We start from the raw sequence: 25,530 nt of genomic DNA, 5'->3' as shown, positions 1-25,530 counted from the left end.
GGCTCACAAGCTATACACTGGCGGTCGTCGGCGGGTAGCAGACCTTGGTGCCGCCCAGTCCGCAATAGCCCCCCGGATTTTTGGCAAGATATTGCTGGTGATAGTCCTCCGCATAATAGAACTCTGGCGCATCCAGAATTTCAGTGGTGATGCTGCCATAGCCTTCTGATTTGAGAGCAGCCTGATAGCGCTGGAGAGAGGCTTCGGCGGCTTGCCGCTGGGCCTCAGAATAAACATAAATTCCAGAGCGATACTGCGTGCCTACGTCATTCCCTTGGCGCATTCCTTGGGTGGGGTCGTGGCTTTCCCAGAACACCTTGAGCAGGTCTTCGTAGGAAATCACCGACGGGGCGTATACGACGCGCACGACTTCGTTATGCCCTGTCAGACCGCTGCACACTTCCTGATAAGTGGGGTTAGGCGTGATGCCCCCTGCGTAGCCCACGGATGTGCTGTATACGCCTTCCTGCTGCCAAAACTTTCGCTCTGCGCCCCAAAAACAGCCCAGCCCAAACAGCGCTAGCTCCATCCCGTCGGGGAATGGGGGCTGAAGCGGGTTGCCGTTGACGAAGTGGCGATTTTGAATCTGCATTGGCTGCGATCGCCCCGGCAAAGCCTCTTCAGGAGTCGGCAGCGCCAGCTTTTTACCAAACCCAAATAGCACCATAGCGGTTTACCAACTGTCTCTAGAAGTGTGCAAGAGAAGCATACAGATCACTTTCAATAAGAAGTAAAAGTCCAGCAGAACGACCTAGCGCTTTAATCAGGCACTCCCAAATCAAGGGCGCAGAGAATTCATACTTCTTTACTTCTTCTCTCATAGTACCGCAACAATAAAACACTGGAAAATACTAGAGAAAGAAGCCCTGCCCCCAAAGAGCGATCGCCCTCTAATCCTTTACGCCCCCCACATCCTAGACTCCTTTACCCAGAGTGTTGCTGGGAGTGACCTAAGAATCCCATGAGAACTAGGGCAGGATAAGCCTCGCTTCCCAATCATCTCGCTTTCAATTTTTCTAGAGAGTTTTGCGTTAGAAATTGCTCAACCAGAGAGTCTTTGAGCGAATCCCAAATCCAATCAGTAGATGGACACAAAACATCAAACCAAAAATCCTATACTGCCCGCGGCATAGGCGGCGCAAGGTCTTAAGAGATGATTTTTAATTTGGTCTACCTACGTTTAGAAGAGAGGTTTACAACAGCAACTCCAACGGTGCCACAGGAACCAGTTGAATGCTGTCCAGGCTGATAGCGTGCCCATACTGATGAGGAGCATCCCACTAGGAGCATCCCACTTTCGATGAAACAGTCAACTGGCGAGCTGTCCATTGAGGTAGGCACAGCGCAGACTCAACATGGCATTAACGGAGGCCGTATTCCAGCGAGCACCCGAAATTTGGAGGCGTCGCCCAATCTGTTTGACAGCCGATTCTACGGCTCCTGATCCAATAGAACAGAGTTGCTCAGCCTGGTAGAACCCATAATTCACGATGCGAGAGCGATGGGTGCTCAGATAGGCTTCAAAATTGCGGGCTTGCTTGCGCCGACAGTCGGCAAAGAGGGCCCTGGCGGCTTCCACTTGACCTTGCCATAACAGCATTTCCGCCGCTGCTAAGCGCTTGAGCGACCCACCGACTTTGTAGAGGTTTTCTTTGAGATGGTACCAATCGAGGATTTCCCAACGGGTCTCAACGGTGGTGAGTTGAGCAAACAGATTCCACACCCCAGCGTGACCATCGCCCAGACAGACCAGTGGGGAGAGCAAGCGTTGAGCGCTGAGATAATCAATCAAGCTGTCATTGTCTTGGAAGAAGGCGTTGTAATCAATCCCCTCCACCCGCACCGCTTTGTAGTCTCGCCACGGGCTATCGGACTCTAGCAGGTCACGCAGACGGACTTTGCCGCCATCAATGCTGACCTCACTGACGCCTTGTTTAGCCTCGGCAGACTCGAACGACTGACGCCCCACCAGACGTTGTTGGGTCGAGTGCCCGACCCGCATCCCGGTCAGGGCTACGATGTCATCCTCTGCATCTTGAAACGATTCGTTGGCACTTAAGCGTAGGTTGGCTTTCTCTAGGCCACCACTGAGACGGCTGTAAGCCTTTACGCCTAACCGTTCTGCCTGACTTTGACGAATCTCAAGGACCCCTACCAAACTCTTCAATCGGCGAACCCGGCCTCGGGCGGGGTAGGCTTTCTGGTTGACAAAAAAAGGGCAACTCGAGGGCTCACCTCCTCTAGCATTTGCCGTCGTACAGTCTGCTCGATGCCTTCTAGACTATCGAGCCCCTCTCGGTTGCTATTGCGATACAAAATCTCGGCGATCTCTGCTGTACAAGCTTCCAATCGCTTTTGGTCTTCAGGTGTCATGGTGAGTCATCCCTGGGGCTACCCTCCCATTCTCACCCTTCGCACTGTTTTCGCGAAAGTGGGATGCTCCCTACTGATGTACCCCCAGCACTGTCCCTATGGCATCTGTATCCAGATTAGTCTCAGCCACTGCAATCTTTTTCGAGACCAGCTTCAAATCTATCAATTCACTTAAAGGAGAATTCTGAAAAGGATCAAAGAGAAGCTCATCATTTAGCTCAAATCGGAATGGCGCTTCTCCGAGTCCATCTGCCAAAAGGCGATCAACATTACCAACTACGCCAACCACGATGTCATATGCACCCGGCACATGCCCAATCAGTCCATTAAGAGGCGTGTTTCCGTCCTCAATATACGTCGTGTCTGCCGTCAATCCATCCTCAATAGTGACAGAAATCGAGCTTTTTTCACCAATCTGATAGGTTGGGGAATCGACGGCAGTGATATTAATCGTAAAGGTCTCGCTGCCTTCAACTAATCCATCTCTGACAATCTGAATTGGAATTCCAGAAGCAGAGAACCCGCTCGGAAGTGATGCGGTGTCGGTGTAAATGCCTGTTTTTGGATCAAATGTTGCCGTAACAGATTCGTAAACATAATCTTCTATAGGCTGGGCTGTACCGGGCACAATTTCAAAGAAAATTGTTAGATTTTCATCTGAAGGTACAGGACTGACTGCCTGACACATCTCTGGAAGCCCCTGATTTCTCGTAGGGGACGCTGGCCCAAAAGCTCCTCTGACCAAGCCCTCCGGCTCCAACTCAGGAGCTATGGGCCTGACTGCCTGACACATCTCTGGAAACCCCTGATTTCTCGTAGGGGACGCTGGCCCAAAAGCTCCTCTGACCAAGCCCTCCGGCTCCAACTCAGGAGCTATGGGCTTCGATCCCAAGACAACGAATTTTCTGGGCTTTCGGGACTTGTGTCAGGCAACCAGGTGACCAACACTCTCGTTCTTGACAAGGTGCTTCAGAGCGTCCGCACCCGTGATCATGGAACGAAATTTGTAGAGGGTAAACGGCTGACCCGCAAGTCCGCAACGCACTTGCCTAAAAAATATCGGGCCCGGACTATCCATCTTAATCGCGATCGCCACAGGTAGAAACACAATTGCCAATACAACAAGCCCCACAAAACCACCCACCAAATCGACAGAACGTTTCACAACGGAATGCGCTGATCTATGCACAGGAACAAATTCCGCCGTACCCACAAGCTGAAGTTTTTGCACCATATTTACGAGGTCAATTCAGATGGGTAATGCACCAAAAAAAGAAAGGAAGCAACTAGACAAGAAACTATAGCGTTTTTCATTCTGGCGAGGCATAGTAACAGCAATGGGAGAACCAATTCTGTAGGTCATTCAATGACACTTGGGAGAAGGACTCCTCAATGGCTTTGTCTAGATCAAGATAGCTCCGTGCCCCAAGGGAGCGCAGAATACTCTTAATCTTTGAAAAGCAATTCTCGATGGGTGAAAAGTCCGGCGAGTACGGCGGTAGAAACATCAGTTTAGCACCTGCATCCTCAATCAACCTCCTAACTTCTTCACCAAGATGAATCGAGCAGTTATCCATGATGACACATGCCCCTTTCCACAACTTAGGAACGAGTCTCTGGGAAATGAAGGCTTCAAAGGTAAGTCCATCGACTGAACCGATGAGATTGGAATAGGTAATTACCTTTTTAAGGCTAATTGCACCAAGAATCGAGACCCGTTTCCCTCGTTTGCTGGGACGCTTACCATGGGCTCGTTTTCCTTTCGGGGCACGTGCCCGGAGTCGAGCCAAAGCCAGGTTCACTCCTGATTCGTCAATAAAGATTAAGTCTTGAGCCAGGAATCCTCGAACCAGTTGCCAAAATTTGACTCGTTCGATTTGCACCCGTTCAGTTTCCTTTTTGTCGGGATACAGCGTTTTTTTTAAGGGTTAAGTTCAGTTTCTCTAACATACGAAACATCGTCGAAACGCCAATCCAAACACCGACCCTTTGTTCCAGCAAGTCACACAACTCTGCCAATGTCGCGTCATGATTTGATTCAGCAATCGTTTTTAGGATCTCTAGTTGCTCATTACTTAATTTGGTTGGCGTTTGCTCAGTGCGGCGTTTGGGGGCAATCTCACCTGTTTCCCGATATTGTTTGATCAGCTTTCGCACGAAACTGTAAGCAACTCGAAATTGTTGAGCGATTTGACGTTGCGACGTATTCCCTTCAATGTAGACATCAATAATTTTTTGTCTAAGATCTAGTGAGTAGGGTCGCATTTGAGTTAAGGGTAAAGTAAATTCACTGAATAGATTATATCAAAATACGCCTCACTAGGCTAGAAATTGCTATAGCTCCTAATAGAAAACCTTCAGAGACAGAGCCTTGAAGTCATAAAACAGTCATGAAACCTTATCCAACGCAGTAATTCTCCAGAAACAAAACCGAATGCGAATAAGGTTCCAAGCTTGTCAAGCTCTATAGACCACTCCTTTTGTGAAGATCATGTAAAGCTGATATCCTTTCGGCTCCTAAGTGAAATCACTTATTCACATGCACATCTTTTATCAGCTTTTCGAGTTTTCTACAAGGACATATAATATAACCTGAAGAATGTTATAATATAAACTGAAGAATGTAAAGTTAGGTTGTAACTTGTGTCTTTTGCAACAGTTCATCCTGGCAATCAGACACGTAGGACTCTTTAAGAGATTCTTCAGTAATCGCTAATACAGTATTTTTTGGCGTTGGAGAGTTTTTTGCATAAGCTGAGCTTATGTGTTTTCCCACCATTTGGCGATCGCACTGATCTCTTTTAATACATTTCAATCTCCGTAATAGCACCAGGAAACCGTTCGCCACAAGTCATCAGCAGTCGGATAAGTGCATCACGGCTTTGCAAAGCTGCAAACTAAGCTGAGGTAAGCCTTACTCAGGGTTTCCGAGCATTCGCCTGGGCGAGTTGATCGGGAGTGAAGCGCTCCACAATGCTAAGGGGTAGCTGGTCATCCTGGAGTTGCTCGATGTAGCGGGCGCTGAGAAACGGGCGGTAGGTATCGTCCTGATTCAGATAGGTTTGGAAAAAGGCGAGGCTAACGGTGCGGAGATAGTAATGGGCGATCGCCGGATCGGGTCCCACGACTTCCGGCGGCAGGTTAACCGCTACATTGTCTTCTGCGGGTACATCGATCGCGGAAAAGTGGGTCGCGTTTTGCAGCAGCAGCAGATAGCGATGAGGCGTGGTCAGCCAGGTAAAGGGCGTAATTTGCTCCGGCAGCGCAGGGGTGACCGTATCGGCTCCGCTGGAAACGATCAGCGTGGGCACATCTAGCGCCGCATAGCCTTCTTCCCCAAACAGGCTGCTGCCCAGGGTGTTGATGGCGATAATGGCTTTTACCCTGGGGTCACGCAGGTTGTTGGAATCCAGCACCCAGTTTTGCAGGCGGCATTGAAGCAGCAGCGACAGGTTCAGGGTTTCATCAAGCCTGCATTCCTGGTTTAGCCGACTGAGATCAATCGGGGTGCCCGCAATGGCAAAGGCTGTGTAGCCACCGAGCGACTGTCCAACTACGCCTACTTGATCGGTATCGATCAAGTTCTTGAACCGGGGGTCACGCTCTAGCGTGTTGAGCAGACAGGTAATGTCCTGGGGGCGCTGGACAAATTCAGCGGGTTCAGTTTCGTTGCGAACAATCCCGTCAATCAGGTCTTCCAGGCGTTTGGTGTTGCTGCCGGGATGTTCTGGCACCGCAACCGCAAAGCCATAGGACGCAAGATGTTGAGCAATGTAGCTGAAGGTGAGACGATTGGAGCCTAGCCCGTGGGAGATGACCACCAGCGGCATGGCATTGGGCGGCTGATTTTGGCGATCTGCGACAGGCAGGTAGAGATCGACCTCCAGCGGGCGATTGCCAAAGCGTCGTCCTGTATAAACCAGGCTATGATCCGCAGGGGAATACAGACTAGCGGGGGTACTTAAACAGCCGCGAAACTGTTCCTGCGTGAGGGTCTGAAGCGAAACCGTGTAGCGGCCGGGACGCACCGGATTGATCTGGGACGTGGAAACCACTGGCTCTAGGCGGGCATTGTCTTCGGAAATCAGGGCGATCGCATCAATGGCCTGCTTGGTCTGGTTCACCAGCCGCTCGATGGACGAAATAATAGAAAACGCGCGGGTCAGGTCAATGCGCATCGTGTCTACTGGAAAATGCTCCAGCACGTTGAGCGGCGTTAGACCGTTTTCTCCATCGGCCGCCGCCAGCACCAGGGCCGACCGCAGTGCCCGCTTGCCCGACAGGTTCGACCCGGTGCGAACGACTTCGCCCAGCCGTTGTAGCAACAGTTCGCCCTGGTCGGAATAGAGAAACTGGGACACGGCCCAGGGGGTCAGGTTTAGCTCCAGCCGGTTTTTGAGGAGTTGTTCGAGCTGTTGGAGTTGTTCTTCTGTGGCATAGTGCCGGGCATAAACCCGCAGATTTTCAGTATAGCGCCCTTCTTCGGCATAAATCCGCAGGGCGCGGACGGAAATTGAGCGCTCAAACGGACCCAGCGACACCAGCACTCGCTCGGCTGCGCGGAGGGGCGGGGCGACGAGCGCTAGGGGCAGAGCAAAGGCGGATGCAAGCAGGGCCCGCCGCCAGCGTTTATTGCTGCAAATGCGATGTCTGGGGTGGCATTGTGGCGATCGCCCGACCCTTAGCCCGCGTGCGCCTTTCTGATTCTGAGCTAGCAGATGTGCTGGCAAAAATTGTGGCGATCGCCCAACCCTCAGCCCGCGTGCGCCGCTATTGCCAACCTGCTGGCCAGCCACGCCCGCAATCCATCGGCGCAGGCAGCGTCGAACGGACAGGGCAGACGAAAACAAACCAGGAGGCACGGGCATTGATTCAGGAGTTGGCGTAGGTCGGCTTTGGAAAAACGCTCAGGGCGACGCTCCCTCTGAATTTGACAGTAATTTGAGGAGATCCGCCTCTGACAATTGGGTGATTTTTAGAGCGATCGCCTTTTCCAATTTTGACCCCGCGTCTTCACCCACGACCACGAAATCAGTCTTCTTGCTAACGGAACTCGTCACCTTGCCGCCTGCTGCTTTAATCCGTTCAGCGGCTTCATCCCGTTTCAGCGTGGGCAGGGTTCCCGTCAGCACAAAGGTTTTGCCTGCCAGCGTTTGGGGTTTGTCAGATGCAGGTTGCGCCTCGCCTGCCAGGGTCAACCCTGCCGCCCGCAGCCGCTCCACGAGCGCTTGGTTGGCAGGTACGCGGAACCACTGATAGACCGACCGGGCGATTTCCGGGCCAATGCCGTAGACAGCGGCAATGTCCGATTCTTCAGCCGCAGCCAGGGCTTCGACGGTTGGAAAGGCTTCGGCCAGCGTTTGTGCGTTGACTGCGCCGACGTGCCGGATACCCAGCCCAAATAAGACGCGCCACCAGGGTTGGGTTTTGGATTGGGCGATCGCCCTAACTAGATTTTCAGCGGATTTTTTGCCCATCCGGTCAATGCCGATCAGTTGCTCTGCCGTCAGGTCATACAGGTCGGCAACGCTGTTCAGCAAGCCGCGATCGCCCAACTGCTGCACCCACTTCTCGCCCAGTCCGTTGATATCGAGCGCCTGCCGCGAGGCCCAATGCACCAGGGAACCGCGCACGATCGCCGGACAGGATGAATTCACGCAGCGGGTGACGGCCTCCTCTTCCGGGCGCACCAAGGGCTGCCCGCACACGGGGCAATGGGTCGGCAGTTGAAACGGTTCTGCCCCGGCGGGTCTCAGTTCCGGCAGCACGCGCACCACTTCGGGAATGATTTCGCCCGCCTTTCGCACAATCACCGTATCGCCCACGCGCACATCCAGCGCCGCGATGAAGTCGGCATTATGCAGCGTCGCCCGCGAAACAGTCGTGCCTGCAAGCTGCACTGGGGCCAGTTCTGCAACAGGCGTGACCGCGCCCGTCCGCCCCACCTGCACGGAAATGCCCTGCACGACGGTCGGCGCTTCTTCGGCGGGATACTTGAGGGCGATCGCCCAGCGCGGAAACTTTTGGGTAAAGCCCAGCCGTTCCTGCAACGCCAGCCCGTTCAGCTTGATCACCAGCCCGTCAGTGAGGTAGGGCAGGTCAAACCGGGCCCGCTCCCAGTGGTCGGCAAACTGGCGCACCTCCTCCAAGGATTCGCACAGCTTGCGGTTCGGATTCACCCGAAAGCCGAGCGTTTGCAGCAAATCCAGCGCTTCCCACTGAGACGAAGGCTTAGGAAAATCCCCGTCTCCTGCAAGATGCAGCGTGTAGGCAAAAAAGTCGAGCCGCCGCCGCGCCACAATCCGCGAATCGAGCTGGCGCAGGGTTCCCGCCGCCGCGTTGCGCGGGTTGGCAAACAGGGCCTCGCCCGCCTCCTCGCGCTCTTGGTTAATCTGCTGAAACACGTCCAGCGGCAAAAACGCCTCGCCCCGCACCTCCACCACGGGCGGCAGGTGTTCGCCCTTCAGCCGCAGCGGAATCGAGCGAATCGTCCGCACGTTGGGCGTAATGTCTTCCCCCGTTACGCCATCGCCCCGCGTCGCCCCGCGCACCAGCAGCCCGTTTTCGTAGGTCAGCGCCAGGGCGGAGCCGTCAATTTTTAGCTCGCAAACATAGGCCGAGTCGGGCAGCGCGGGCTGAGCCTCGGCAACGGTCGCGTAATAGCGTCGCCAGCGCGTGTCCCAAGTGGCAACTTCTGCCAGGTTGAAGGCGTTTTCCAGGCTGTAGAGCGGAATATTGTGGCGGATGGAGGTGAATTGGCTGGAGGGGCGATCGCCCACGCGCTGGGTGGGACTGTCGGGCGAAATCAGCGTCGGGTCTGCGGCTTCCAGATCCTGAAGCTCTCGATAAAGCTGGTCATACACCGCATCGGGCAGCGTTGGCGCATCCAGCACGTAATATTCGTAGCTGGCCTGGTTCAGCAGGTTCCGCAGTTCGGCGGCCCGCTGCGCTGGCGTGGGGGCTTGGGGAGAAGCAGTTGCAGAATTGGGAGGTTTGGCTGCCACGGTCGGTCTGGGTTAAAAGCGCAGGTTGATGATTCGCTTCTCGATTTTAGAGTCAGCCTTGCGCCTTTGGGATAGCCGGGATACCCGTTGCACAAACATACATGTTCAGAGCGCTTTTAAGCTGGGAGCCATAGACAAGTTGACTTGTAGGGTGCTGTTAGGCGTAGCCGTAACGCACCGCCCCGCAAGGCTTTGATGCGATGAGGCAAGTAATTAACTTGACGCGAAGTTGTCAGGGATTTCATCCACAGACTGGACATTTAAGACTTGCATAAGCGTCTTCCACTGTTGCGGAGTAAGCTTTGCCTCTGTCTCTCCAGATATCCAACGCTGATAGGTTCGTAGCGGAATACCGCAGTGAACAGCAAATTCAGCCTGCGACAAATTCGTGCGCTGAATCCTGAGTTTTTCAATTGGGGAGTCACTGTCTTGCGGTCGCTTATCTTTACTCATCCATTCAAATTTCACACGCCATATTGACACACGCCTAATTGGCACGTCACAATGGCGTTCATGTTTAACGGCAGAGAACAGCCCAAAGTTGCAGCGGGCTGTCCTGCCTCAGTGTCTCATTTCTCCTAACAAAAATACTATGAGCTATTACGACCAGCTTCATCCGTGGGTGGTCTATCGTCTGCTGCCCAATTGTCAAACGATTGCCGTGGCTCGGTTTCGGCGGCGCAACGATGCAGAGATGTATCTAGTTGCGGTGCGGCACTTGGTGCAGAATGCGCAGTGGGCGATCGCTTTTGATCCACCACCTATGCCAACGGCAGGGGCAAAGCGGCGATCGCCAAATTTTTTGGACGCTTCTGCCAAAGGGAAAGAACGCCAGCGCAATTGAATTCTCCATATACGTTTATGAACGATCGCCGCTACACAGTCCATTTCTGATTTATCCTTTAGCCTTTGATCCGTGTGATTCCGTAGATTTTGATCTTTCGATCTGTTGAGTTGATCTGTTGAGTTGTTTCCGCATCAAGCAGGGGTTAAATATGGCTGAGTGGCACGAAATTCCGGGTGGCGTAACTGCGCCGAAGGGCTATCGGGCAGCGGGCATTGCCGCAGGGCTAAAGCCGTCAGGTGCGCCGGATCTGGCGCTGATTTATTCAGAAGTGGAGGCGATCGCCGCTGGAGTGTTTACCACCAGCCAGGTGAAGGCAGCCTGCGTAGACTATTGCCGTCAGCGGCTAGAGGCAAAGGCGACGGCGCGGGCTATTCTGTGCAATGCGGGTCAGGCGAATGCAGCCACGGGTTCTCAGGGCTGGGAGGATGCCCTGGAAAGTGCCCAGCTTTTGGCGACAGCGCTGAATATTCCAGTCGAGCAAGTGCTGGTGGCTTCGACGGGAGTCATTGGGCAGCGCATCCGCATGGAGCAGCTACGGTCGGGCATTCCCAATCTGGTGGCCGCCGCCACGCCCGACGGCTCCGATGCCGCTGCCAAAGCCATCATTACCACCGACCTAGTGACCAAGAGCGTGGCGCTGGAAACGACGCTGGACGGTCGCCCGGTGCGAATTGGCGGCATTTGCAAGGGGTCTGGCATGATCCACCCCAACATGGCGACGATGCTGGCCTTTGTCACCTGCGACGCGACCGTTTCGCCCCATCTCTGGCAGCAAATGCTAAGCCGCGCCGCCGATAAAAGCTTTAACCAGATCACGGTAGACGGCGATACTAGCACCAACGACACGCTGCTGGCGCTGGCCAACGGCGAATCCCGCACACCCGCGATCACCGAGCCGGGCCCCGATGCCGAGCGGCTAGAGGGAATGCTGACGGAGGTGTGTATGCGGATGGCCAAGGCGATCGCCCGCGATGGCGAAGGCGCAACCTGCCTGCTGGAAATTCGAGTCAGCGGCGCACCAGACGACGCAGCCGCCCGCCAGGTAGCCCGCACGATTGCCGGGTCGTCCCTGTTCAAATCGGCAGTGTTTGGGCGCGACCCAAACTGGGGTCGCATCGCCGCCGCCGCTGGGCGAGCCGGGGTGCCCTTCGACCAGGGCGAACTCCAAGTCAAGCTGGGCGACTTTTTGCTGATGGATCACGGACAGCCGCTGCCCTTCGATCGCCCCGCCGCCAGCAACTACATGAAGCAAGCCGCTGCTGGGGAATACCTGAAAACCGACACGGTGCTGGTATCCGTCAGCATTGGCAGTGGCCCTGGAATGGGCATGGCCTGGGGCTGCGACCTCAGCTACGACTATGTGAAGATCAACGCAGAATATACGACCTAGAAGGGCGGTTCCGATGGATGGACTGACGCTGCGGGCGATCGCCGCCGACACAATTAGCTACGCCATCGGCTCGATTCGCAGCAATCGGGCGCTGGTGCAGTCGGTGCAGGCCTCGCTGAATCGGATTGGGCACCCGGTTGGAACCGCCACGGGCGACTGGAACCCCCATACGGAGGTGGCATATCGCGCCTTCGCCGCCCAACACCATCTGCCCCCCGACGAGCTATCGCCCCGGTTGGCCAGCCTGCTGCTGAGCCTGCCCACGGTTCACACCCCGCCCGCACCCGCGCCCAGTCCGGCCCCGATCGCCCAACCTACCCCAAATCCAACGCCTGCGCCCAGTCCGGCTCCCGCCGCCCGCCCCGTGCCGATCGCCCAACCCGCGCCCAATCCAACCCCTGCGCCCAGTCCAACTCCTGTCGCCCGCCCCACACCGATCGCCCAACCCGCGCCCAGCCCTATCCCTGCCTCGCGCCCCACACCGATCGCCCAGCCTGCGCCCAGCCCTATCCCTGCCTCGCGCCTCGTGCCGATTGCCCAACCCGCGCCCAATCCAACCCCTGCGCCAATCGCCCAGCCTGCACCCCAACCCGTCCTTCGTCCTGCGCCCAGCCCTGTGCTGACGGAAGCACAAGTTTTTCAGGAGGCGCTGCGGTTTACGCTGCGGTGGGAAGGGGGCTATGTGAACCATCCAGCCGATTGCGGCGGCGAGACGAATTTTGGCATCACCACTGCCACCTATCGCGCCTATCGCCAGAGCAGAGGGCTGCCGATGCAGAGTGTGCGGCTGATTACGGAAGACGAAGTGCGGGACATTTATGAGCAGCTTTACTGGCAGCCCGCGCAATGTAGCATGATGCAGCGGCCACTGGCGATCGCCCATTTCGACACGGCGGTTAATTTTGGCGTGGGCGGCGCGACGATGTTTTTGCAAGAAATCTTGGGCTTGCGGGTGGATCGCGTCTTTGGCCCCGTTACCCAGCAGGCGACTGCCCAGGCATCCCATCTAGATCTCGCCCAGCGGCTTTGCCAGGCCCGCACGGACTATCGCTATCGCCGCGTCACCCGCGACCCGTCCCAGCGCGTGTTTCTGCAAGGCTGGCTGGATCGGGACAACGACCTGCTGAGGTATATTCAGCCCCAGAAGCAGCCCTAAAATCACAGGCTACCGTGTACACACATCTCGATTTTTGCGTAAGGCTTTGAAAGATCCCCCTAAATCCCCCTTGATAAGGGGGACTTCCGATCCAGTTTTCCCTGCTTCGAGCCACGCCGGGTTCGGCTCCCCCTGCTTCAGGGGGTCAGGGGGGACACAGCATCGCCGATGAGTATAGACTTGTGTTTACGCTGTAGAGAATCACAGGGGAAGCGGCAATGCTATAACCAGGATGTTCACGCCGTTTGCTCTGAATCCTTCAAATCTATGGCCAACCCGCCCAACGCTGCCCCGCTGCCCGTTAGCCATCCCGACAGTCCCCACACCTGGAGCGACTATTACGACCTGATGGCGGGTCGTCCGCCGCGAGAAACGCTGCTGCGATCGCTCAGTTTGTTTGATGCGGAGGCGAAAGAGGCTAGAGTTGAACGCTTTGTAGGGTATGCGGTGGATTTGGGCTGCGGCGAAGGGCGCGACACGGTGGAACTGGTGCGGCGGGGCTGGCGCGTGCTGGCGATGGATGGGGAACCGGAGGCGATCGCCCGCTTGCAGTCGCACCCAGACCTCCAGGCGGCGATCGCCGAACATCGCTTGGAAACTCGCGTACAGCGGTTTGAGCAGCTTATCTTACCTGCTGATCTAGACTTGATTAACGCCAGCTTTTGCCTGCCCTTCTGCCCACCGGATCAGTTTCCTGCCCTCTGGCAAACGCTAACCCACGCGCTGCGCCCTGGCGGGCGGATGTGTGGGCAGCTATTTGGCGATCGCGACTCCTGGGCCGCCTACGACCACATGACCCACCTCACGCGGCCGCAGGCGGAAGCGCTGCTCCAGTCCTTCACCATCGAGCAATTCGAGGAAGAGGCGCATCCAGGAACCACAGCGCTGGGCGAAGCAAAGTTCTGGCACATTTTTCACTGGGTCATCCGCAAGTGAAGCCTGAAGCAGAACAGCGGCTCCACTGCTGGGTTCCCAACCTGTTCGAGTTTCAGGGCGGCATCCAGCGCTATTTGCAAGACCTGCTGCGGGCGATCGCCAGCCAGCCCTATTGCCACACGATCGTCTTCAACAAGCGCGATCGGGCGGGAAATGGCGACCTGGATAAGTTATCCAATCTTACTTTTCGCTATTTTGGAGCGCTGCCCGATGCAGCGAAAACACCAGGGTTTGCCGCAAGCCTAATGACGGCGGCGCTGGGCGATCGCCCCGATCTGATTCTCTGTGGCCACCTGCACTTCGCGCCCGTGGCGCTGATGCTGCGGCGACTGGCGGGCATCCCCTACTGGATTTTTACCTACGGCATTGATGCGTGGAACGTGCAAAATCCGCTGCAAAAAGCCGCCCTGCACGCTGCTGACCGGATTGTTTCCATCAGCGGCTACACGCGCGATCGCCTGCTCAGAGAACAGCAGCTTGACCCCGCCAGGGTTGCCCTTTTGCCCTGCACGATCGACGCGCAGCGATTTCGCCCCGCGCCCAAGCCCGATTACCTACTCCAGCGCTACGGGTTGCAGCCAGATCAGCCCGTCGTGCTGACGGTGGCGCGGCTGGTGGGCGGCGATCGCCACAAGGGGTACGAAGCTGTCCTGTCTGCGCTGCCCCTCGTTCGCCGGGTGCTGCCGCAGGTGCATTATGTGCTGGTGGGCAAAGGCGGCGATCGCCCCCGCATCGAGGCGCGAATTGCAGAACTGGGGCTGCAAGATTGCGTCACGCTGGCGGGGTTTGTGCCCGATGCCGAACTTTGCGACCACTACAACCTGTGCGACGTATTTGCCATGCCCAGCCAGGGCGAGGGCTTTGGGATTGTGTATTTGGAGGCGATCGCCTGCGGCAAACCCGCCCTAGGCGGCAACCAAGACGGCGCAACCGATGCGCTGGCCCAGGGAGAACTGGGGGCGCTGGTAGACCCAACAGATCACGAGGCGATCGCCCGCACCCTGATCCAGATCTTGCAGGGCGCTTACCCCAACCCGCTGCTCTACCAGCCCGCCGAACTAAGGCGAAGGGCGATCGCCCGCTACGGCCGCGACACCTTCAACCAAACGCTCAACCAACTCCTGACCCAGGCCTCCTGACCCCAGACTCCTGCCCCTTTCCACGCCGCTTTACCCCGTTTTCAACAGCGACGCACCAGCCGGACGCGGCGGCAGGGGTTGAGTAACTCGACGGAAAAAGGCGCTGTGGGGCAGCACCCGCCGCACCTCTTCGACCGTGGTGATGCCCTGCGTCACCTTTTGAATCGCAGCCACACGGAACGACTCAAACTGGCTCTCTGCCAGATAGCGGCGCAGTTGGGTCAGGTTGCCTTCGTAGATAATCTGCCGCACAGTGTCGTCTACGTTCAGTAGCTCGATCACCGCCTCGCGTCCCAAATAGCCCGACTGGAAACACTGGACACAGCCGCGCCCTTTTCGCCAGCCCTGGAGGTTGGCCTCGTCGGAGCGCAGGCCCAGCAGCTTTAGGTCAGCAGGCGTAGGCGTGTGGGGTTCGGCGCAGTGGGGACAGACCTTGCGGACGAGGCGCTGAGCCACGATGCCCAGCAGCGCGTCGCTGATCAGGCCAGGGTCGGGGCCGATGTCCTGCAGGCGGGGAATCGCGCCGATGGCATCGTTGGTGTGCAGCGTGGTGAGAACCAAGTGGCCGGTGAGGGCGGAGCGGACGGCGGTTTCTGCCGTTTCGCTGTCGCGGATTTCGCCCACCATGATGATGTCGGGGTCTTGCCGCAGGATGGCCCGCAGGCCGGCGGCGAAGGTCATGCCTGCGGCCTCATGCACCTGGGTTTGCGTGATGCCGGGGAGGACGTATTCCACCGGGTCTTCGACGGTAACGATGTTGACGGATTCGGTGGCGATCGCCAGCAGACTCGTATACAGCGTGCTGGTTTTGCCCGATCCAGTAGGGCCCGTGAAGATGACCAACCCCTGCGGCTCCCGCAGCCAGCTTTCGTAAATCTCCCGTGCGGTGTCCGAAAAGCCCAAATCGGCGATGGTCTGGAAGGTGTTTTGCTGGCGCAAGAGCCGCAGCACCGCCTTTTCGCTGGGTTCTGTTTTTACCCCGCTGATGCAGGGCAGCGTGCTGACGCGCAGATCCAGCCCTTCTTCCTGCTGTCCAGCCATGTATTTTTCGCTGATGCGCCCGTCCTGGGGGCGGCGGCTCTCGGCAATGTCCATTTCGCACATTACCTTGAGAGCGACGATGACCTTGCGGCTGATGTCGGGCGGCAGCGTGGTGACGTGTCGCAAAATGCCGTCAATGCGAAAGCGCACCGCTAGCCCGTCGGCAGAGGGTTCTAGGTGGATGTCGCTGGCGCGGTTGCGGAGGGCGCTGGCGATCAGCGTGCGGATGCGCTCGATCTGGTTATTGACATGCGACAGATGCAGTTCGGCGACTTCGGTCAGATCTTCGGTGTCCGATTGCCCGGCCGCCAGATGAATCGCGCCCGATTTGCTCATGCGCTTGGCAGTGAGGGCTTGCAGGCGATACCACTGGCGATAGCTCTTTTCGGCGATGGGGATGATTTCGATGCTGGCATTGAGGCGATCGCCCATTTGCTGCACCACTTCCGGCATTGGCGCGATGGGGCTACCCAGGTAGTAGCAATTGCGCCAGAGCAGCAGTGGCACGACGGGCGGGGCCTGCGTGCAATCGCCAAACCCTCGCCAAAAGCGCGTACTCACTTCCGGGTCGAGCAGCCGCAAATTTACGATTCCCTGTCGATTGACCAGCAGACCAAGCGCCTGCTCACAGGTGATTTGCTGCTGCTTGAGCTGTTGCCAGACCGATTGGCTATTTTGCATGGGCGCTTTCACCTTGTTGAGATTGGTTGAGATTGCAGTTGAGGTTGCAGTAGAAATTGCAAGCTGTGACTGTTGATTCACCAGATGCGCTTGAACCAGATGCGCTTGAATTTGTGTGCCCTACGCCAAAGTACGCATCAGAGAACCGCACAGATTTCTTTTTGGCTCAGGCGTGAAAAAATGTAACGGGAACTGCAAGCTTCATACAGCTTTCACAATCGAAAACAGAATTTTTTGTAAAGAAATACTTTGACGGCTCAAAGAACGAGCGCCCAATCCCTTTTCCCTTCAACGCTCCAGCCAAACGCCTCCAACATCCAAACCCCAAAATCTAAATAGGACTTATGCAGTTGGACGATTTCTCGCGGGCTGCGCCCGCGAGAAATCGTCCAAAACCCAGAAGACTTATCGCAAGTGCGTAAGTCCTGCCAAAATCCAACACCCAAAATCCAGCACCCAAAATCCAAAACCCAAAATCCAAAACCTCCATCGGCTTTCCCCCCTCCTCAGTAGGGCTATCCCTAATGCAAAATCAGCCCTTTCAGCCCATAAACGCGCCAGGATGGATCTGTTGGGTAGAGAACTGCGGGATTTGCGTCTGCCCGATGATGACGTTGCGTTTGGTTGGGAAAAGCCATGACAAATTCATTAAAAGAGCGCATTCAGGAAGATTTGCAAAAGGCCAAGTCTGAGGGCGGCCTGCGGGCAGAGCGGATTCGGGAGATTGTGAAGGCTGCGGTTTCAGAAGCAGCGGCAGAAGTGTCTCAAGGGACAGGCGAACTGAAGGCGATCGCCAAAGATGCTTTGACAGCGGTGTTTGCCGTGGTGCGCGATCGCGCGACGACCCGCACCGAAGAGATGGCGGCCTCGGTGGAAGGCGTGGTAGAAGGCATTGGCGAATTTCACCGAGAGGCGATCGCCCAGGCCCAAACCCAGATCGACGACCTCCAGCAAACACTGGATCAAACCGATCGCCAGTTTGAAGAGGAAGTCACCGTGGCCCTGGCAACCGTTGATCTGCCAGAGGCCGAAGCCACCACCAAAACCCCCTTCAAGGTGCTAATTGATCTGGTTGTAAACGCAGTGAAGGAGCGAGAAGTGTTTGATATTTTTCAGCAGCGCTATAACCATCTGAAGCAGCAGCTTGCAGAACTAGATAGTCGTCTGCAAGAGCGCTATGGCGATCGCTACGAAGAAGTGAAGCGTCAGCTTGAAACGGCGCAAACCTGGTATGCCAACGCCAAAACCAAAGGCGAAACCCTAGGCAACGAGGCAAAACACTTCAAGCAAGTGGAACTGGAAGAAAAAGCCGCTGACTTGGGCACAACTATCGCGCAGAAAGAAGCCGAAATTAAAGCCCAACTGCAGCAAATCGTGAACAGCGCCCTGCGCTAATCGCTGAGCCGACTGATTCTCTGACACCCTCAAGGCCCCCGTTTCTGACAGAAGCGTGGGGCCTTGTATTGACAACGGTTTTGATCCAGTATTGTTAACCTAGCTCACGTCGCGCTTCGCATAAGCCAAAGGTCAGAAAGAACGTGTCTTGTTCAAAACATCGTGCATTTCCGGCGCTTTTGTTTATTCCCCAGCGCTTCAATCCAGCGGTGCTAATGGCGATGCGAGCGGCATTACCGCTCTTGTTTCGGCTCCGTGTTCGTCCGTGGCTGCCGACGGGAATTTCCCATGTCGAGGTTGTGAACGCCAAAGAACTGGCGTTGCTTTATCAGCGGTTTCAGGCGGGTGAAGTTCGATTCATCTTGGCATTCCGCCATCCAGAAGTAGACGATCCGTTTTCTATGCTGTATCTGCTGTCCAGCGGTGTCCCCAAAGCGGCGCGAGAGCATGACATTCCGCTGCGATCGCCCGTGCATTCCCACTTCATCTACGACCGGGGCATGACCATCTGGGCGGGCGACTGGCTGGGCTGGCTGTTTTCGCGGCTGGGCGGTATCCCGATTCACCGGGGCAAGCGGCTGGATCGCACAGGTCTGCGGGCGGCGCGGGAGCTATTGCTCAACGGACAGTTTCCCTTGGCGATCGCCCCCGAAGGCGCAACCAACGGGCATAGCGAAGTCGTCAGCCCGCTAGAACCCGGCGTGGCGCAGTTGGGCTTTTGGTGTGCGGAGGATTTGCGAAAGAAGGGGCGATCGGAACAGGTCTACATCGTGCCGATTGGCATTCGCTATACCTACCCGCAGCCCATCTGGCCAAAGCTCGATCGGCTGCTCAGTCGGCTAGAGCAGGACACGGGCTTGCCGCCGCTGGTGCAGGACGAAACACCAACGGAGGACGTTCGCTATCGGCGCGTGCTGCGGCTGGCGGATCACTTGCTGACGGAAATGGAGGGATTCTATCATCGCTTCTATCCGCAGTATCTAACGCCTGAAGCCGATTCCAAGCCAGAACTAGACGAGAGCGCAAATCAACACCTGATGCGGCGGCTGGAGACGCTGCTGGATGCCGCCCTCCGCGCTGCCGAAGCGCATTTTCGGCTGGAGGCGCAGGGCACGATTATCGACCGCTGTCGTCGGCTAGAGGAAGCAGGCTGGAACGCGATTTATCGAGAAGACCTGCCCGCAGATTTCGCGGCTCTGTCCCCATTCCAGCGCGGACTGGCTGATTGGGGCGCGGAGGAAGCCGAAATTCGCCTGCGGCACATGCGCCTGGTGGAAAGCTTTGTGGCAGTGACGGCCGACTATCTCCAAGAACAGCCCACGGCGGAGCGCTTTGCCGAAATGGCGCTGCTGATGTTTGACCTGGTGGCGCGGATCAAGGGCGACGACATGCCTGCCCGTCCGCGTTTGGGCTGGCGACAGAGCCGCGTGACGGTGGGAACGCCGATTTGTGTGAGCGATCGCCATTCGGACTATCAGCGGGATCACACCTCAGCAAAGCGGGCCGTTGCGGAACTCACGCAAGATCTGCAAGCGGCGCTGGAGCAATTAATTTAGTCAATTTGGTCAATCGACTCAGGTCAATCAACTCAGGTCAATCAACTCAGATAGTCAATCTCAGATAGTCAATCGACTCAGATCATGCCGCGAAATAGCCCCTGCGGCCGCACCAGCAGCACCAGAATCATCACCATCAGCGCCACACCCAGCTTATACTCCGAGGGCAAAACGTAGGTGCTAAGTTCCTGCGCGATGCCGATGATATAAGCCCCGGCGATCGCCCCGTAGGGATTGCCAATGCCGCCCAAAATCACCGAGGCAAACATCGGCATAATCAAAAACCAGCCCATGTTTGGCCGCACAGCCGTAATCAGCCCAAACATGCCCCCGGCGATCGCCGTCAGCCCCGCCGCCAGCACCCACGTCCAAATCACCACCCAATCGACGTTGATGCCGGATACCCGCGCCAGGTCGGTGTTGTCAGCAACGGCCCGCATGGCTTTGCCAATTTTGGTATGTTGCAGCAGGTAGTGCAGTCCGGCGATCGCCAAAATCGCCAGCCCCACCACGATCAGCCGCGTCGGCGCAATCCGCACGCCAAACACATCCAGCGCCGTCGCCACGGGCAGGTCATAGCGCTGGTTTTCGGGGCCCCACAGCAGCGTAATGCCGTTTCGCAAAAACAGCGCCAGCCCGATGGAAATAATAATCAGCGTGGTAGACGAGGCGCGGCGATCGCGCATGGGCGACCACAGCAGCTTTTCGCACAGCAACGCCACCCCAATCGTCAGCACCGCCCCAATCAAGATCGACAGCCAGATATTCACGCCATTGAGATTGGCTGTCAGCGTCAGATAGGCACCCAGCGTCATCAGGTCACCGTGGGCAAAGTTTGCCAGCCGCAAAATGCCGTAGGTCAGCGTCAGCCCCACCGCCGCCAGCGCAATGACGCTGCCCACCGCCACGCCATTTACCAAAAGCTGCACCAGTTGCTGATCCATTTTTGCTAGCCTTTTTTTCGTTAAGCTTGAGCGGTTACTGAGCAGTGGGTTCAAAAAAGCGGCAGCCCTGACACGGCCCGTCGGGATTTACTGCACAGCGCACCAGTTCAGAATGGGCGCTATAGGCACAGTTGGCATTGCCCAACACCCAGCGCCCCTGAAACCAGCTTCGTTCTTCGGGTCGGGGAGCCGCCTGCACGTATAGCGCGATCTTGTGCAGCCGATATTTGCCCCGCTTGTATTGATAGCAGTGGTGGCGCTCCAGAACAGCGTAGGTTTCTCCCTCAACATCGAGATAGGTTCCCGGCTGTGGGTTCCAGTCCAGCTTCAGACTGCCGATGGTCTGGCGCGGGTGGCTGAGAATAACCTCAGTGGGTAGAGACTCTTGCTCCATTGACCGTATTGCACTTTACACAGTTTGCAGGTTACGTGAGATGGTATCGCATTTATACCCATCTCCCCCGGTAACTTATTTCATCTTTAACGTTTTATGGCGTTTTGGGGCAAATTTGGGCACTGACATACTTGAGACAGCGAACTTACTGCCTTCATCCCCCAACCCCTTCTCCCAAGCGGGGAGAAGGGGAGCCAGACATAGGTTTGAAGTCCCTCTCCCGCTCTGGGAGAGGGATTTAGGGTGAGGGCTGAAATTGCTGCGTGAAGCATACTAGCGCCCAAATTTGGGCACTCAGTCTGGGAGAAATGGTTTTGGGAAGGCCCGGGAAAAGATGGCTAATCGCTTTGCTCGGAGTTTCCGTCTGGGGAGCCAGACTCCGCCGAAGGGTCTGAACAGCCTGGATTGCTAGCGATATAGCCGGTTTCAGCGATCGCATCGGACGGATTCTTCGGCGGATTCTTCGGCGGGTTCTTCGGCGGGTTCTTCGGCGGGTGGGTTGCGTCTGGAGACTCAGCGGCGGTGGCGCTATGGGAAAGCGTATGGGTAGAAAAGCCGGATGAGCAGGCCGCAGGAGCGATCGCCCCCTCTTGGTTTTCTAACAAGTGGCTTTCTTGTTCCCGATGCTCAAATTCAGGATTCGTCCACTGATCCAGCACATCGCGAATGACCACTTCGCGCAGCAAGATGCGGACGATAATCACCAGCGGAATCGCCAGAAACAGACCCAAAAACCCAAAGAAGGACGCAAAGGCAAACTGCGCCAGGAGCGTCACCGCAGGCAGCAGCGACACCTGCTGACCCATCACCACGGGCACCAGGAGAAACTGCTCAAGCTGCTGGATCAGGACGTAGGCAATTAGCACGCCTAGGGCTTTGACGGGGGAATCGATCAGGGCGATCGCCACGGGCGCAATGGTACTCAGCACCGGCCCTAGGTTGGGAATCGCCTCCATCAGCCCCGCCACTAGCGCATTGGCCAGCACCAGCTTTACACCGAGAATTTGCAGCACGATGCCGCTGACGATGGCAATCACCACCATGTTGATCAGCGTTCCAATAATCCAGCCCACCAGATCTTCTTCGCACAGCGTCAGAATCTCGTCGGCGCGGCGGCGATAAAACGACGGCACGAGCCGCAAAAATCCCTGGCGATAGGGGTGGGGGTTGAGCAGCAGCATAATGGTCAGCATCAGCACAAACAGGAAGCTGACACCGACATTAAAGAACCCAGAAAACGCCCGGAAAAAATTATTTGCCAGCCCCGACACAAACGGCTGAAGCTGGTTAAATAGCTCGTTGAAGTTGGGCACTAGTTCGGATGCGCTACCCGGAAGCCGCTCAGTCAGCCAGTCCAACCCCAGCCGAAGCTGGTTCAACCCCTGGGGCACAAGCTCCGTCAGCAGTTGAAACTGATCCAGAAACGGCGGCACGATGATCGCCACAAACAGGGTCATGATTAGCAGCAGACCCACAATGGAGAAAATCGACGCGGCCCCCCGTGGAACGCCATGCTTGCCCATCCAGCGCACTAGCCGATTCAGCGCTGTGGCAAAGACAATGCCGACAAACATCAGCAGCAGCAGTTGCTGAATCGACCAGAGAATATAGATGGCAGCAATCAGGGCCAGCAGACCGATCCATTGTCCAAGTTTCATGGGCTTTATCTAGTCGCCGGATGAAGGGAATTGAGTGCGATCGCAGGTCTCCGCGATTATCTTAAGGGAAACCGCCGGATGGAAACCGCCGAGGCTTGGCTGGCTAGTAGGGCGGTGGTGCTTCGTAGACGTAGGCAGGTTCAGAAGGATAGGGTTCGGGAGCGATCGCCCCTTCGGCTGGTGCATACTCGGTTCTGGCGGCTTCGTCCCTAGTCGCTTCGCTGTTGGTGGCTTCGGCTTCCTGGGCGCGGCGGCTGCCCAGGATTTCGTCGCGCTGGGCACGCCACTGGGCGATCGCGGCTTGGGCTTCGGCATAGAGGGGGCGATCGCGGGCGATCTGGGCAGCGGTGTCGATGGCTTGCGACAGGCGCACGCGGGCAGCTAGGGCGCGGGCTTCGTCCAGATGCTTGCGGTCTTCGGCAATGCGAACCTCTTCCAGCTTTGCGTTCCAGGTCTGGATGGCAGCCTGCGCTTCGGCATGGAGGGTGCGATTGCGGCCAATCTTCTCTGCCGTGCGGATGGCGCGAGAGAGGTCGCCGCTCTGGGCAATGCGGGTGGCTTCTTCCAAAATGGGGCGATCTTCCAGGGTTTGGATCTGACGGCTCCAGGTGGCGATCGCCTGCTCCGCTTCGGTCCACAGGGCGCGATCGCGGGGAATTTGGCGGGCGGCAGCGATGGCCGCTTGCAGGTCGGCAATGTGTCCTGGCTCGGCCAGGGCTTGTGCCTGCAAAAACTGCGGCATGTCCTGAATCCGCTGGGTTTCCTGCTGCCAGTGGGCGGCTAGAGTTTGCGCCTGGAGACGGCGCGGGCGGTCGGGCGCGATCTGCTGAGCGAGGCGGCTGGCCCAGTCCAACGTCGTGCGCTGGCCCAGGCTGGCCACCAGTCCCGCGGTCTGCAACTGGCGCAGATCTTCGAGAACCGCGTGCTGGGTGTTTAGTTCGGTCTGGGCGATCGCGTAAAAGGTGCTGCTGGCAGGGATCTCGCTGAGGGCGGCGATCGCCTCGCGCACGCTCCAAACCTGGCGCAGCGACGGCAGCCATTGGGTCGCAGGTTCAGCAATCAGCCGCTGGGCATGGGCCAGCCGCAGCAGGTTTTGTCCCTCTCCCGTGAGGTGATTGACCAAATCGGGCGGAACTTGCTGCGCCAGCGCCAGCGCCCCGCTGCGATCGCCCGCCTGCCATTGCCGCAGCGCCAGATCCAGCAGCGCCCCACTCCAAGCTTGCAAATCAGCCTGAGCCGTTTCCCACGCCAGGGTTTGCGGATCGATCTGCTGCACCAGGGCGATCGCCGCCTGGAGGTTGGCAAGAGTTTGGTCGCCCGCCGCCTGCTGCGCCTGGGTCAGCAGCTTGTGCGCCGTCTGCTCTTGCAAAATCTGCCGAGTCAACGCCTCCATGCGGTGCGTCCGCCAGTATTCGCTTTCGACCTGCCCCAACACAGTGACTTGCTCCGCCGCTAGGTTCCAGTCCTGGTTCCGCAGCGCCTCCTGTGCTTTGCTCCAAATTGCCTCGCCCTGCTGCCATTGCGCCTGCCACTGGGCGATCGCCGCCTGCGCTTCGGCATAGAGCGGACTATTGGGGGGAATGTGTCGCACAACCGACAGCGCCTCCTGCACACCGCTGCTCTTCAGTCGCGCCTCGGCCGCGTCCAAAATCTGCGCCGACCACTCCGCCAATAGCGACTGCCCTTCTCGATAGAGCGGGTGATCGGCCGGCCAAGCGGCCACCAGATTCACGGCTGCCGTCAGGTCAGCGAGATGTCCCGACTTTGCCGCCTCCCGCGCACAAAAGAGCCGCTCGGCATCGGCCGCCGCAAAGGTGATTTTGGCGCAGTTGGGCGGCTCTGGCAGGCGCGTCAGCCACTCCAGCGACTTAATCCCCAGCCCCGCCAGCCCGCAAAACGTCAGCACCCACAGCAGCGACCATGACAGCGATCGCCCCAATTGCCGATAGCGCTGCCATGCCGCAGGACAGTTCAGCCATTGCCAAAGGCCGTGGAGCGGCGAAGGCGATCGCCCTCGTCGGGGACGACGCTGGCGCGGCAGACCGGGCGACACCAGAACCGTAGGGCGAGTTTTGGTCGTAGGCGACGTTGCAGAACGAGAAGTGGGGCGAGAAGCGGCTGTTGCTAACGAAGCTTTGCGGGCGCGACGGGCACGCTGTCTGGGGGTGAGCCGACCTGCTGGAACCTGGAACGCACTCGGCAGCAGGCGATCGCCCCCTACCCACTCCTCCACGCGCCCAGTGGGCAGCATCCGCGACTCAGCCCTGTCCTGAAGCGGCTGGCGAACAGTCGAGCGAAAGCCGTTGATGTAAAAAGCGTCTCGATGGGCAGAATCACGCGGTGGTAAGGAGTCTCGCGTCATGAGCAATATCTACAGCGGTATTCAAGAGACGGGACAGCCAGCGACTCGAAATTGGGCGATCGCCCAGGCGGTCGGACGCAGTTGCCAGAGCGCATTGCACACAGAGCATTGCACACAGAGCATTGCGTAGATGGTAGCGAACTCTGGCGACTCCACTGCAAAAAGTTTGCCAGATCGAGGTAACGAAATCGAGGTAACAAAACTGTTACATCTTGAAACCTGACTCCACGATCTGAAATATAAAGAAAACATTAGAAATCGTGGAAACTCTGAGAAAGCCTGTGAATCTAATAAGTGAGCAGACGGGGACAGCGTAATAAAGTCCCTGGACGATAAATCTAGTTGTTAAAGCCAAGAGCGTCGGTTTCCGAGTCATACGGGAGTTGGCGCTCTCTTTTATTGATTTTATTGACCGTTATTGAACGCGGCGTGTGGCTTTCAATCTGCCCTCATCCCCCAGCCCCTTCTTCCAGGTCGGGAGAAGGGGAGCCAGATCTGCGAATTACGGATAGGACTTACGCGGTTGGAGGATTTCTCGCGGGCTGCGCCCGCGAGAAATCCTCCAAAACCCAGAAAATTTAATCGCAAGTGCGTAGGTCATAACGGAATTGAGATTACGGAATAATGTTGTGGGAGAGTTCAGGCATGGAATTC

At 57.2% G+C, this 25,530-nt stretch carries 22 protein-coding genes; 9 read left to right on the top strand and 13 right to left on the bottom strand.

Annotation, left to right across the window (positions count from 1 at the left end):
- Window positions 1-10: 10 nt before the first annotated feature.
- The 6 genes from msrA to JTM80_RS02115 form a co-directional block, all read right to left on the bottom strand.
- Entirely contained in the window at window positions 11-667 is a 657-nt protein-coding gene (gene msrA, locus JTM80_RS02140) for a peptide-methionine (S)-S-oxide reductase MsrA (protein WP_172353949.1), read from the bottom strand.
- A gap of 642 nt (window positions 668-1,309) precedes the next feature.
- Window positions 1,310-2,373 (bottom strand): ISKra4 family transposase gene (locus JTM80_RS02135; protein WP_205370027.1). Its coding sequence is split into 2 segments (ribosomal slippage): window positions 1,310-2,217 and window positions 2,217-2,373, totalling 1,065 coding nucleotides; the frame shifts between segments, so codons are not numbered across the junction.
- 70 nt (window positions 2,374-2,443) lie between these two features.
- Entirely contained in the window at window positions 2,444-3,061 is a 618-nt protein-coding gene (locus tag JTM80_RS02130) for a hypothetical protein (RefSeq protein WP_172353948.1), read from the bottom strand.
- A 237-nt stretch (window positions 3,062-3,298) separates the two neighbouring features.
- Complete coding sequence (locus JTM80_RS23310; protein WP_172353947.1) at window positions 3,299-3,607, bottom strand: sugar transferase; 309 nt, start codon at window positions 3,605-3,607, stop codon at window positions 3,299-3,301.
- 76 nt (window positions 3,608-3,683) lie between these two features.
- Window positions 3,684-4,638, bottom strand: a protein-coding gene (locus JTM80_RS02120; protein WP_205369865.1) for an IS630 family transposase whose coding sequence is annotated in 2 segments (ribosomal slippage) — window positions 3,684-4,296 and window positions 4,295-4,638 — 957 coding nt in all. Because the reading frame shifts where the segments join, the coding sequence is not laid out codon by codon here.
- A 653-nt stretch (window positions 4,639-5,291) separates the two neighbouring features.
- Complete coding sequence (locus tag JTM80_RS02115; RefSeq protein ID WP_205370487.1) at window positions 5,292-6,920, bottom strand: alpha/beta hydrolase; 1,629 nt, start codon at window positions 6,918-6,920, stop codon at window positions 5,292-5,294.
- Between the two features lie 56 nt (window positions 6,921-6,976).
- On the opposite strand from JTM80_RS02115, the gene JTM80_RS02110 reads away from it, so the two are divergent.
- Window positions 6,977-7,261 carry a hypothetical protein gene (locus tag JTM80_RS02110; RefSeq protein WP_205370485.1) on the top strand — a complete coding sequence of 95 codons (285 nt, stop codon included), beginning with the start codon at window positions 6,977-6,979 and terminating at the stop codon, window positions 7,259-7,261.
- A gap of 19 nt (window positions 7,262-7,280) precedes the next feature.
- On the opposite strand, the gene ligA is transcribed toward JTM80_RS02110, so the two are convergent.
- A complete protein-coding gene (gene ligA, locus JTM80_RS02105; protein WP_172353942.1) occupies window positions 7,281-9,377 on the bottom strand; it encodes an NAD-dependent DNA ligase LigA in 2,097 nt (698 codons plus the stop codon).
- A 213-nt stretch (window positions 9,378-9,590) separates the two neighbouring features.
- Window positions 9,591-9,830 (bottom strand): DNA-binding transcriptional regulator, encoded by a 240-nt coding sequence (locus JTM80_RS02100; RefSeq protein WP_172353941.1) that lies wholly within the window; start codon window positions 9,828-9,830, stop codon window positions 9,591-9,593.
- Window positions 9,831-9,969: 139 nt separating this feature from the next.
- Here JTM80_RS02100 and JTM80_RS02095 point away from each other — a divergent pair, with 139 nt between their 5' ends.
- The 5 genes from JTM80_RS02095 (at window position 9,970) to JTM80_RS02075 (ending at window position 14,845) form a co-directional block, all read left to right on the top strand.
- Entirely contained in the window at window positions 9,970-10,221 is a 252-nt protein-coding gene (locus JTM80_RS02095; protein ID WP_172353188.1) for a hypothetical protein, read from the top strand.
- A gap of 151 nt (window positions 10,222-10,372) precedes the next feature.
- A complete protein-coding gene (gene argJ, locus JTM80_RS02090; protein WP_172353940.1) occupies window positions 10,373-11,614 on the top strand; it encodes a bifunctional ornithine acetyltransferase/N-acetylglutamate synthase in 1,242 nt (413 codons plus the stop codon).
- 13 nt (window positions 11,615-11,627) lie between these two features.
- Window positions 11,628-12,770, top strand: a complete 1,143-nt coding sequence (locus JTM80_RS02085; RefSeq protein WP_205370483.1) for a glycoside hydrolase family 108 protein — start codon at window positions 11,628-11,630, stop codon at window positions 12,768-12,770.
- Between the two features lie 267 nt (window positions 12,771-13,037).
- Window positions 13,038-13,706 (top strand): trans-aconitate 2-methyltransferase, encoded by a 669-nt coding sequence (locus JTM80_RS02080; RefSeq protein ID WP_205370481.1) that lies wholly within the window; start codon window positions 13,038-13,040, stop codon window positions 13,704-13,706.
- Window positions 13,703-14,845 (top strand): glycosyltransferase, encoded by a 1,143-nt coding sequence (locus JTM80_RS02075; RefSeq protein ID WP_172353937.1) that lies wholly within the window; start codon window positions 13,703-13,705, stop codon window positions 14,843-14,845. The genes JTM80_RS02080 and JTM80_RS02075 overlap by 4 nt, the downstream gene beginning before the upstream one ends.
- Before the next feature lie 30 nt (window positions 14,846-14,875).
- Here JTM80_RS02075 and JTM80_RS02070 read toward each other — a convergent pair whose 3' ends face one another.
- Complete coding sequence (locus tag JTM80_RS02070) at window positions 14,876-16,567, bottom strand: GspE/PulE family protein (protein ID WP_205370479.1); 1,692 nt, start codon at window positions 16,565-16,567, stop codon at window positions 14,876-14,878.
- 636 nt (window positions 16,568-17,203) lie between these two features.
- On the opposite strand from JTM80_RS02070, the gene JTM80_RS02065 reads away from it, so the two are divergent.
- Both JTM80_RS02065 and JTM80_RS02060 read left to right on the top strand, forming a co-directional pair.
- Complete coding sequence (locus tag JTM80_RS02065; RefSeq protein ID WP_172353935.1) at window positions 17,204-17,962, top strand: histidine kinase; 759 nt, start codon at window positions 17,204-17,206, stop codon at window positions 17,960-17,962.
- Between the two features lie 143 nt (window positions 17,963-18,105).
- Window positions 18,106-19,518, top strand: a complete 1,413-nt coding sequence (locus tag JTM80_RS02060; protein WP_255548858.1) for a 1-acyl-sn-glycerol-3-phosphate acyltransferase — start codon at window positions 18,106-18,108, stop codon at window positions 19,516-19,518.
- Between the two features lie 77 nt (window positions 19,519-19,595).
- On the opposite strand, the gene JTM80_RS02055 is transcribed toward JTM80_RS02060, so the two are convergent.
- The 4 genes from JTM80_RS02055 to JTM80_RS02040 all read right to left on the bottom strand — a co-directional run bounded on the left by JTM80_RS02055 (window position 19,596) and on the right by JTM80_RS02040 (window position 24,876).
- Window positions 19,596-20,462, bottom strand: a complete 867-nt coding sequence (locus JTM80_RS02055) for a branched-chain amino acid ABC transporter permease (protein WP_205370478.1) — start codon at window positions 20,460-20,462, stop codon at window positions 19,596-19,598.
- A 34-nt stretch (window positions 20,463-20,496) separates the two neighbouring features.
- Window positions 20,497-20,856, bottom strand: a complete 360-nt coding sequence (locus tag JTM80_RS02050; protein ID WP_172353933.1) for a DUF6464 family protein — start codon at window positions 20,854-20,856, stop codon at window positions 20,497-20,499.
- A gap of 338 nt (window positions 20,857-21,194) precedes the next feature.
- Window positions 21,195-22,514, bottom strand: a complete 1,320-nt coding sequence (locus JTM80_RS02045) for an AI-2E family transporter (RefSeq protein WP_205370477.1) — start codon at window positions 22,512-22,514, stop codon at window positions 21,195-21,197.
- 103 nt (window positions 22,515-22,617) lie between these two features.
- Window positions 22,618-24,876, bottom strand: coding sequence for a hypothetical protein (locus tag JTM80_RS02040; RefSeq protein WP_205370476.1), 2,259 nt, complete (start codon window positions 24,874-24,876; stop codon window positions 22,618-22,620).
- Between JTM80_RS02040 and JTM80_RS22905 the strand changes: the two genes are divergently transcribed.
- Complete coding sequence (locus JTM80_RS22905) at window positions 24,875-25,006, top strand: hypothetical protein (RefSeq protein WP_255548857.1); 132 nt, start codon at window positions 24,875-24,877, stop codon at window positions 25,004-25,006. The two genes, JTM80_RS02040 and JTM80_RS22905, sit on opposite strands and share 2 nt — an antisense overlap.
- The last annotated feature ends 524 nt before the right edge of the window (window positions 25,007-25,530 follow it).

The sequence above is a fragment of the Thermoleptolyngbya sp. PKUAC-SCTB121 genome, assembly GCF_016919485.1.
Classification (GTDB): Bacteria; Cyanobacteriota; Cyanobacteriia; order Elainellales; family Elainellaceae; genus Thermoleptolyngbya; species Thermoleptolyngbya sichuanensis.
The sequence above is the reverse complement of the archived record's forward strand: the minus strand, read 5'-3'. Positions and strand labels throughout refer to the sequence as shown.

Bases quoted from the DNA above. Each gene is read 5' to 3' on its own strand.
- msrA (WP_172353949.1), bottom strand. From the start codon at position 667: ATGGTGCTATTTGGGTTTGGTAAAAAGCTGGCGCTGCCGACTCCTGAA.
- JTM80_RS02130 (WP_172353948.1), bottom strand. From the start codon at position 3,061: ATGTGTCAGGCAGTCAGTCCTGTACCTTCAGATGAAAATCTAACAATT.
- JTM80_RS23310 (WP_172353947.1), bottom strand. From the start codon at position 3,607: ATGGTGCAAAAACTTCAGCTTGTGGGTACGGCGGAATTTGTTCCTGTG.
- JTM80_RS02110 (WP_205370485.1), top strand. From the start codon at position 6,977: ATGCAAGCAGGGCCCGCCGCCAGCGTTTATTGCTGCAAATGCGATGTC.
- JTM80_RS02100 (WP_172353941.1), bottom strand. From the start codon at position 9,830: ATGAGTAAAGATAAGCGACCGCAAGACAGTGACTCCCCAATTGAAAAA.
- JTM80_RS02095 (WP_172353188.1), top strand. From the start codon at position 9,970: ATGAGCTATTACGACCAGCTTCATCCGTGGGTGGTCTATCGTCTGCTG.
- argJ (WP_172353940.1), top strand. From the start codon at position 10,373: ATGGCTGAGTGGCACGAAATTCCGGGTGGCGTAACTGCGCCGAAGGGC.
- JTM80_RS02085 (WP_205370483.1), top strand. From the start codon at position 11,628: ATGGATGGACTGACGCTGCGGGCGATCGCCGCCGACACAATTAGCTAC.
- JTM80_RS02080 (WP_205370481.1), top strand. From the start codon at position 13,038: ATGGCCAACCCGCCCAACGCTGCCCCGCTGCCCGTTAGCCATCCCGAC.
- JTM80_RS02070 (WP_205370479.1), bottom strand. From the start codon at position 16,567: ATGCAAAATAGCCAATCGGTCTGGCAACAGCTCAAGCAGCAGCAAATC.
- JTM80_RS02065 (WP_172353935.1), top strand. From the start codon at position 17,204: ATGACAAATTCATTAAAAGAGCGCATTCAGGAAGATTTGCAAAAGGCC.
- JTM80_RS02055 (WP_205370478.1), bottom strand. From the start codon at position 20,462: ATGGATCAGCAACTGGTGCAGCTTTTGGTAAATGGCGTGGCGGTGGGC.
- JTM80_RS02050 (WP_172353933.1), bottom strand. From the start codon at position 20,856: ATGGAGCAAGAGTCTCTACCCACTGAGGTTATTCTCAGCCACCCGCGC.
- JTM80_RS02045 (WP_205370477.1), bottom strand. From the start codon at position 22,514: ATGAAACTTGGACAATGGATCGGTCTGCTGGCCCTGATTGCTGCCATC.
- JTM80_RS22905 (WP_255548857.1), top strand. From the start codon at position 24,875: ATGAGCAATATCTACAGCGGTATTCAAGAGACGGGACAGCCAGCGACT.
- JTM80_RS02040 (WP_205370476.1), bottom strand. From the start codon at position 24,876: ATGACGCGAGACTCCTTACCACCGCGTGATTCTGCCCATCGAGACGCT.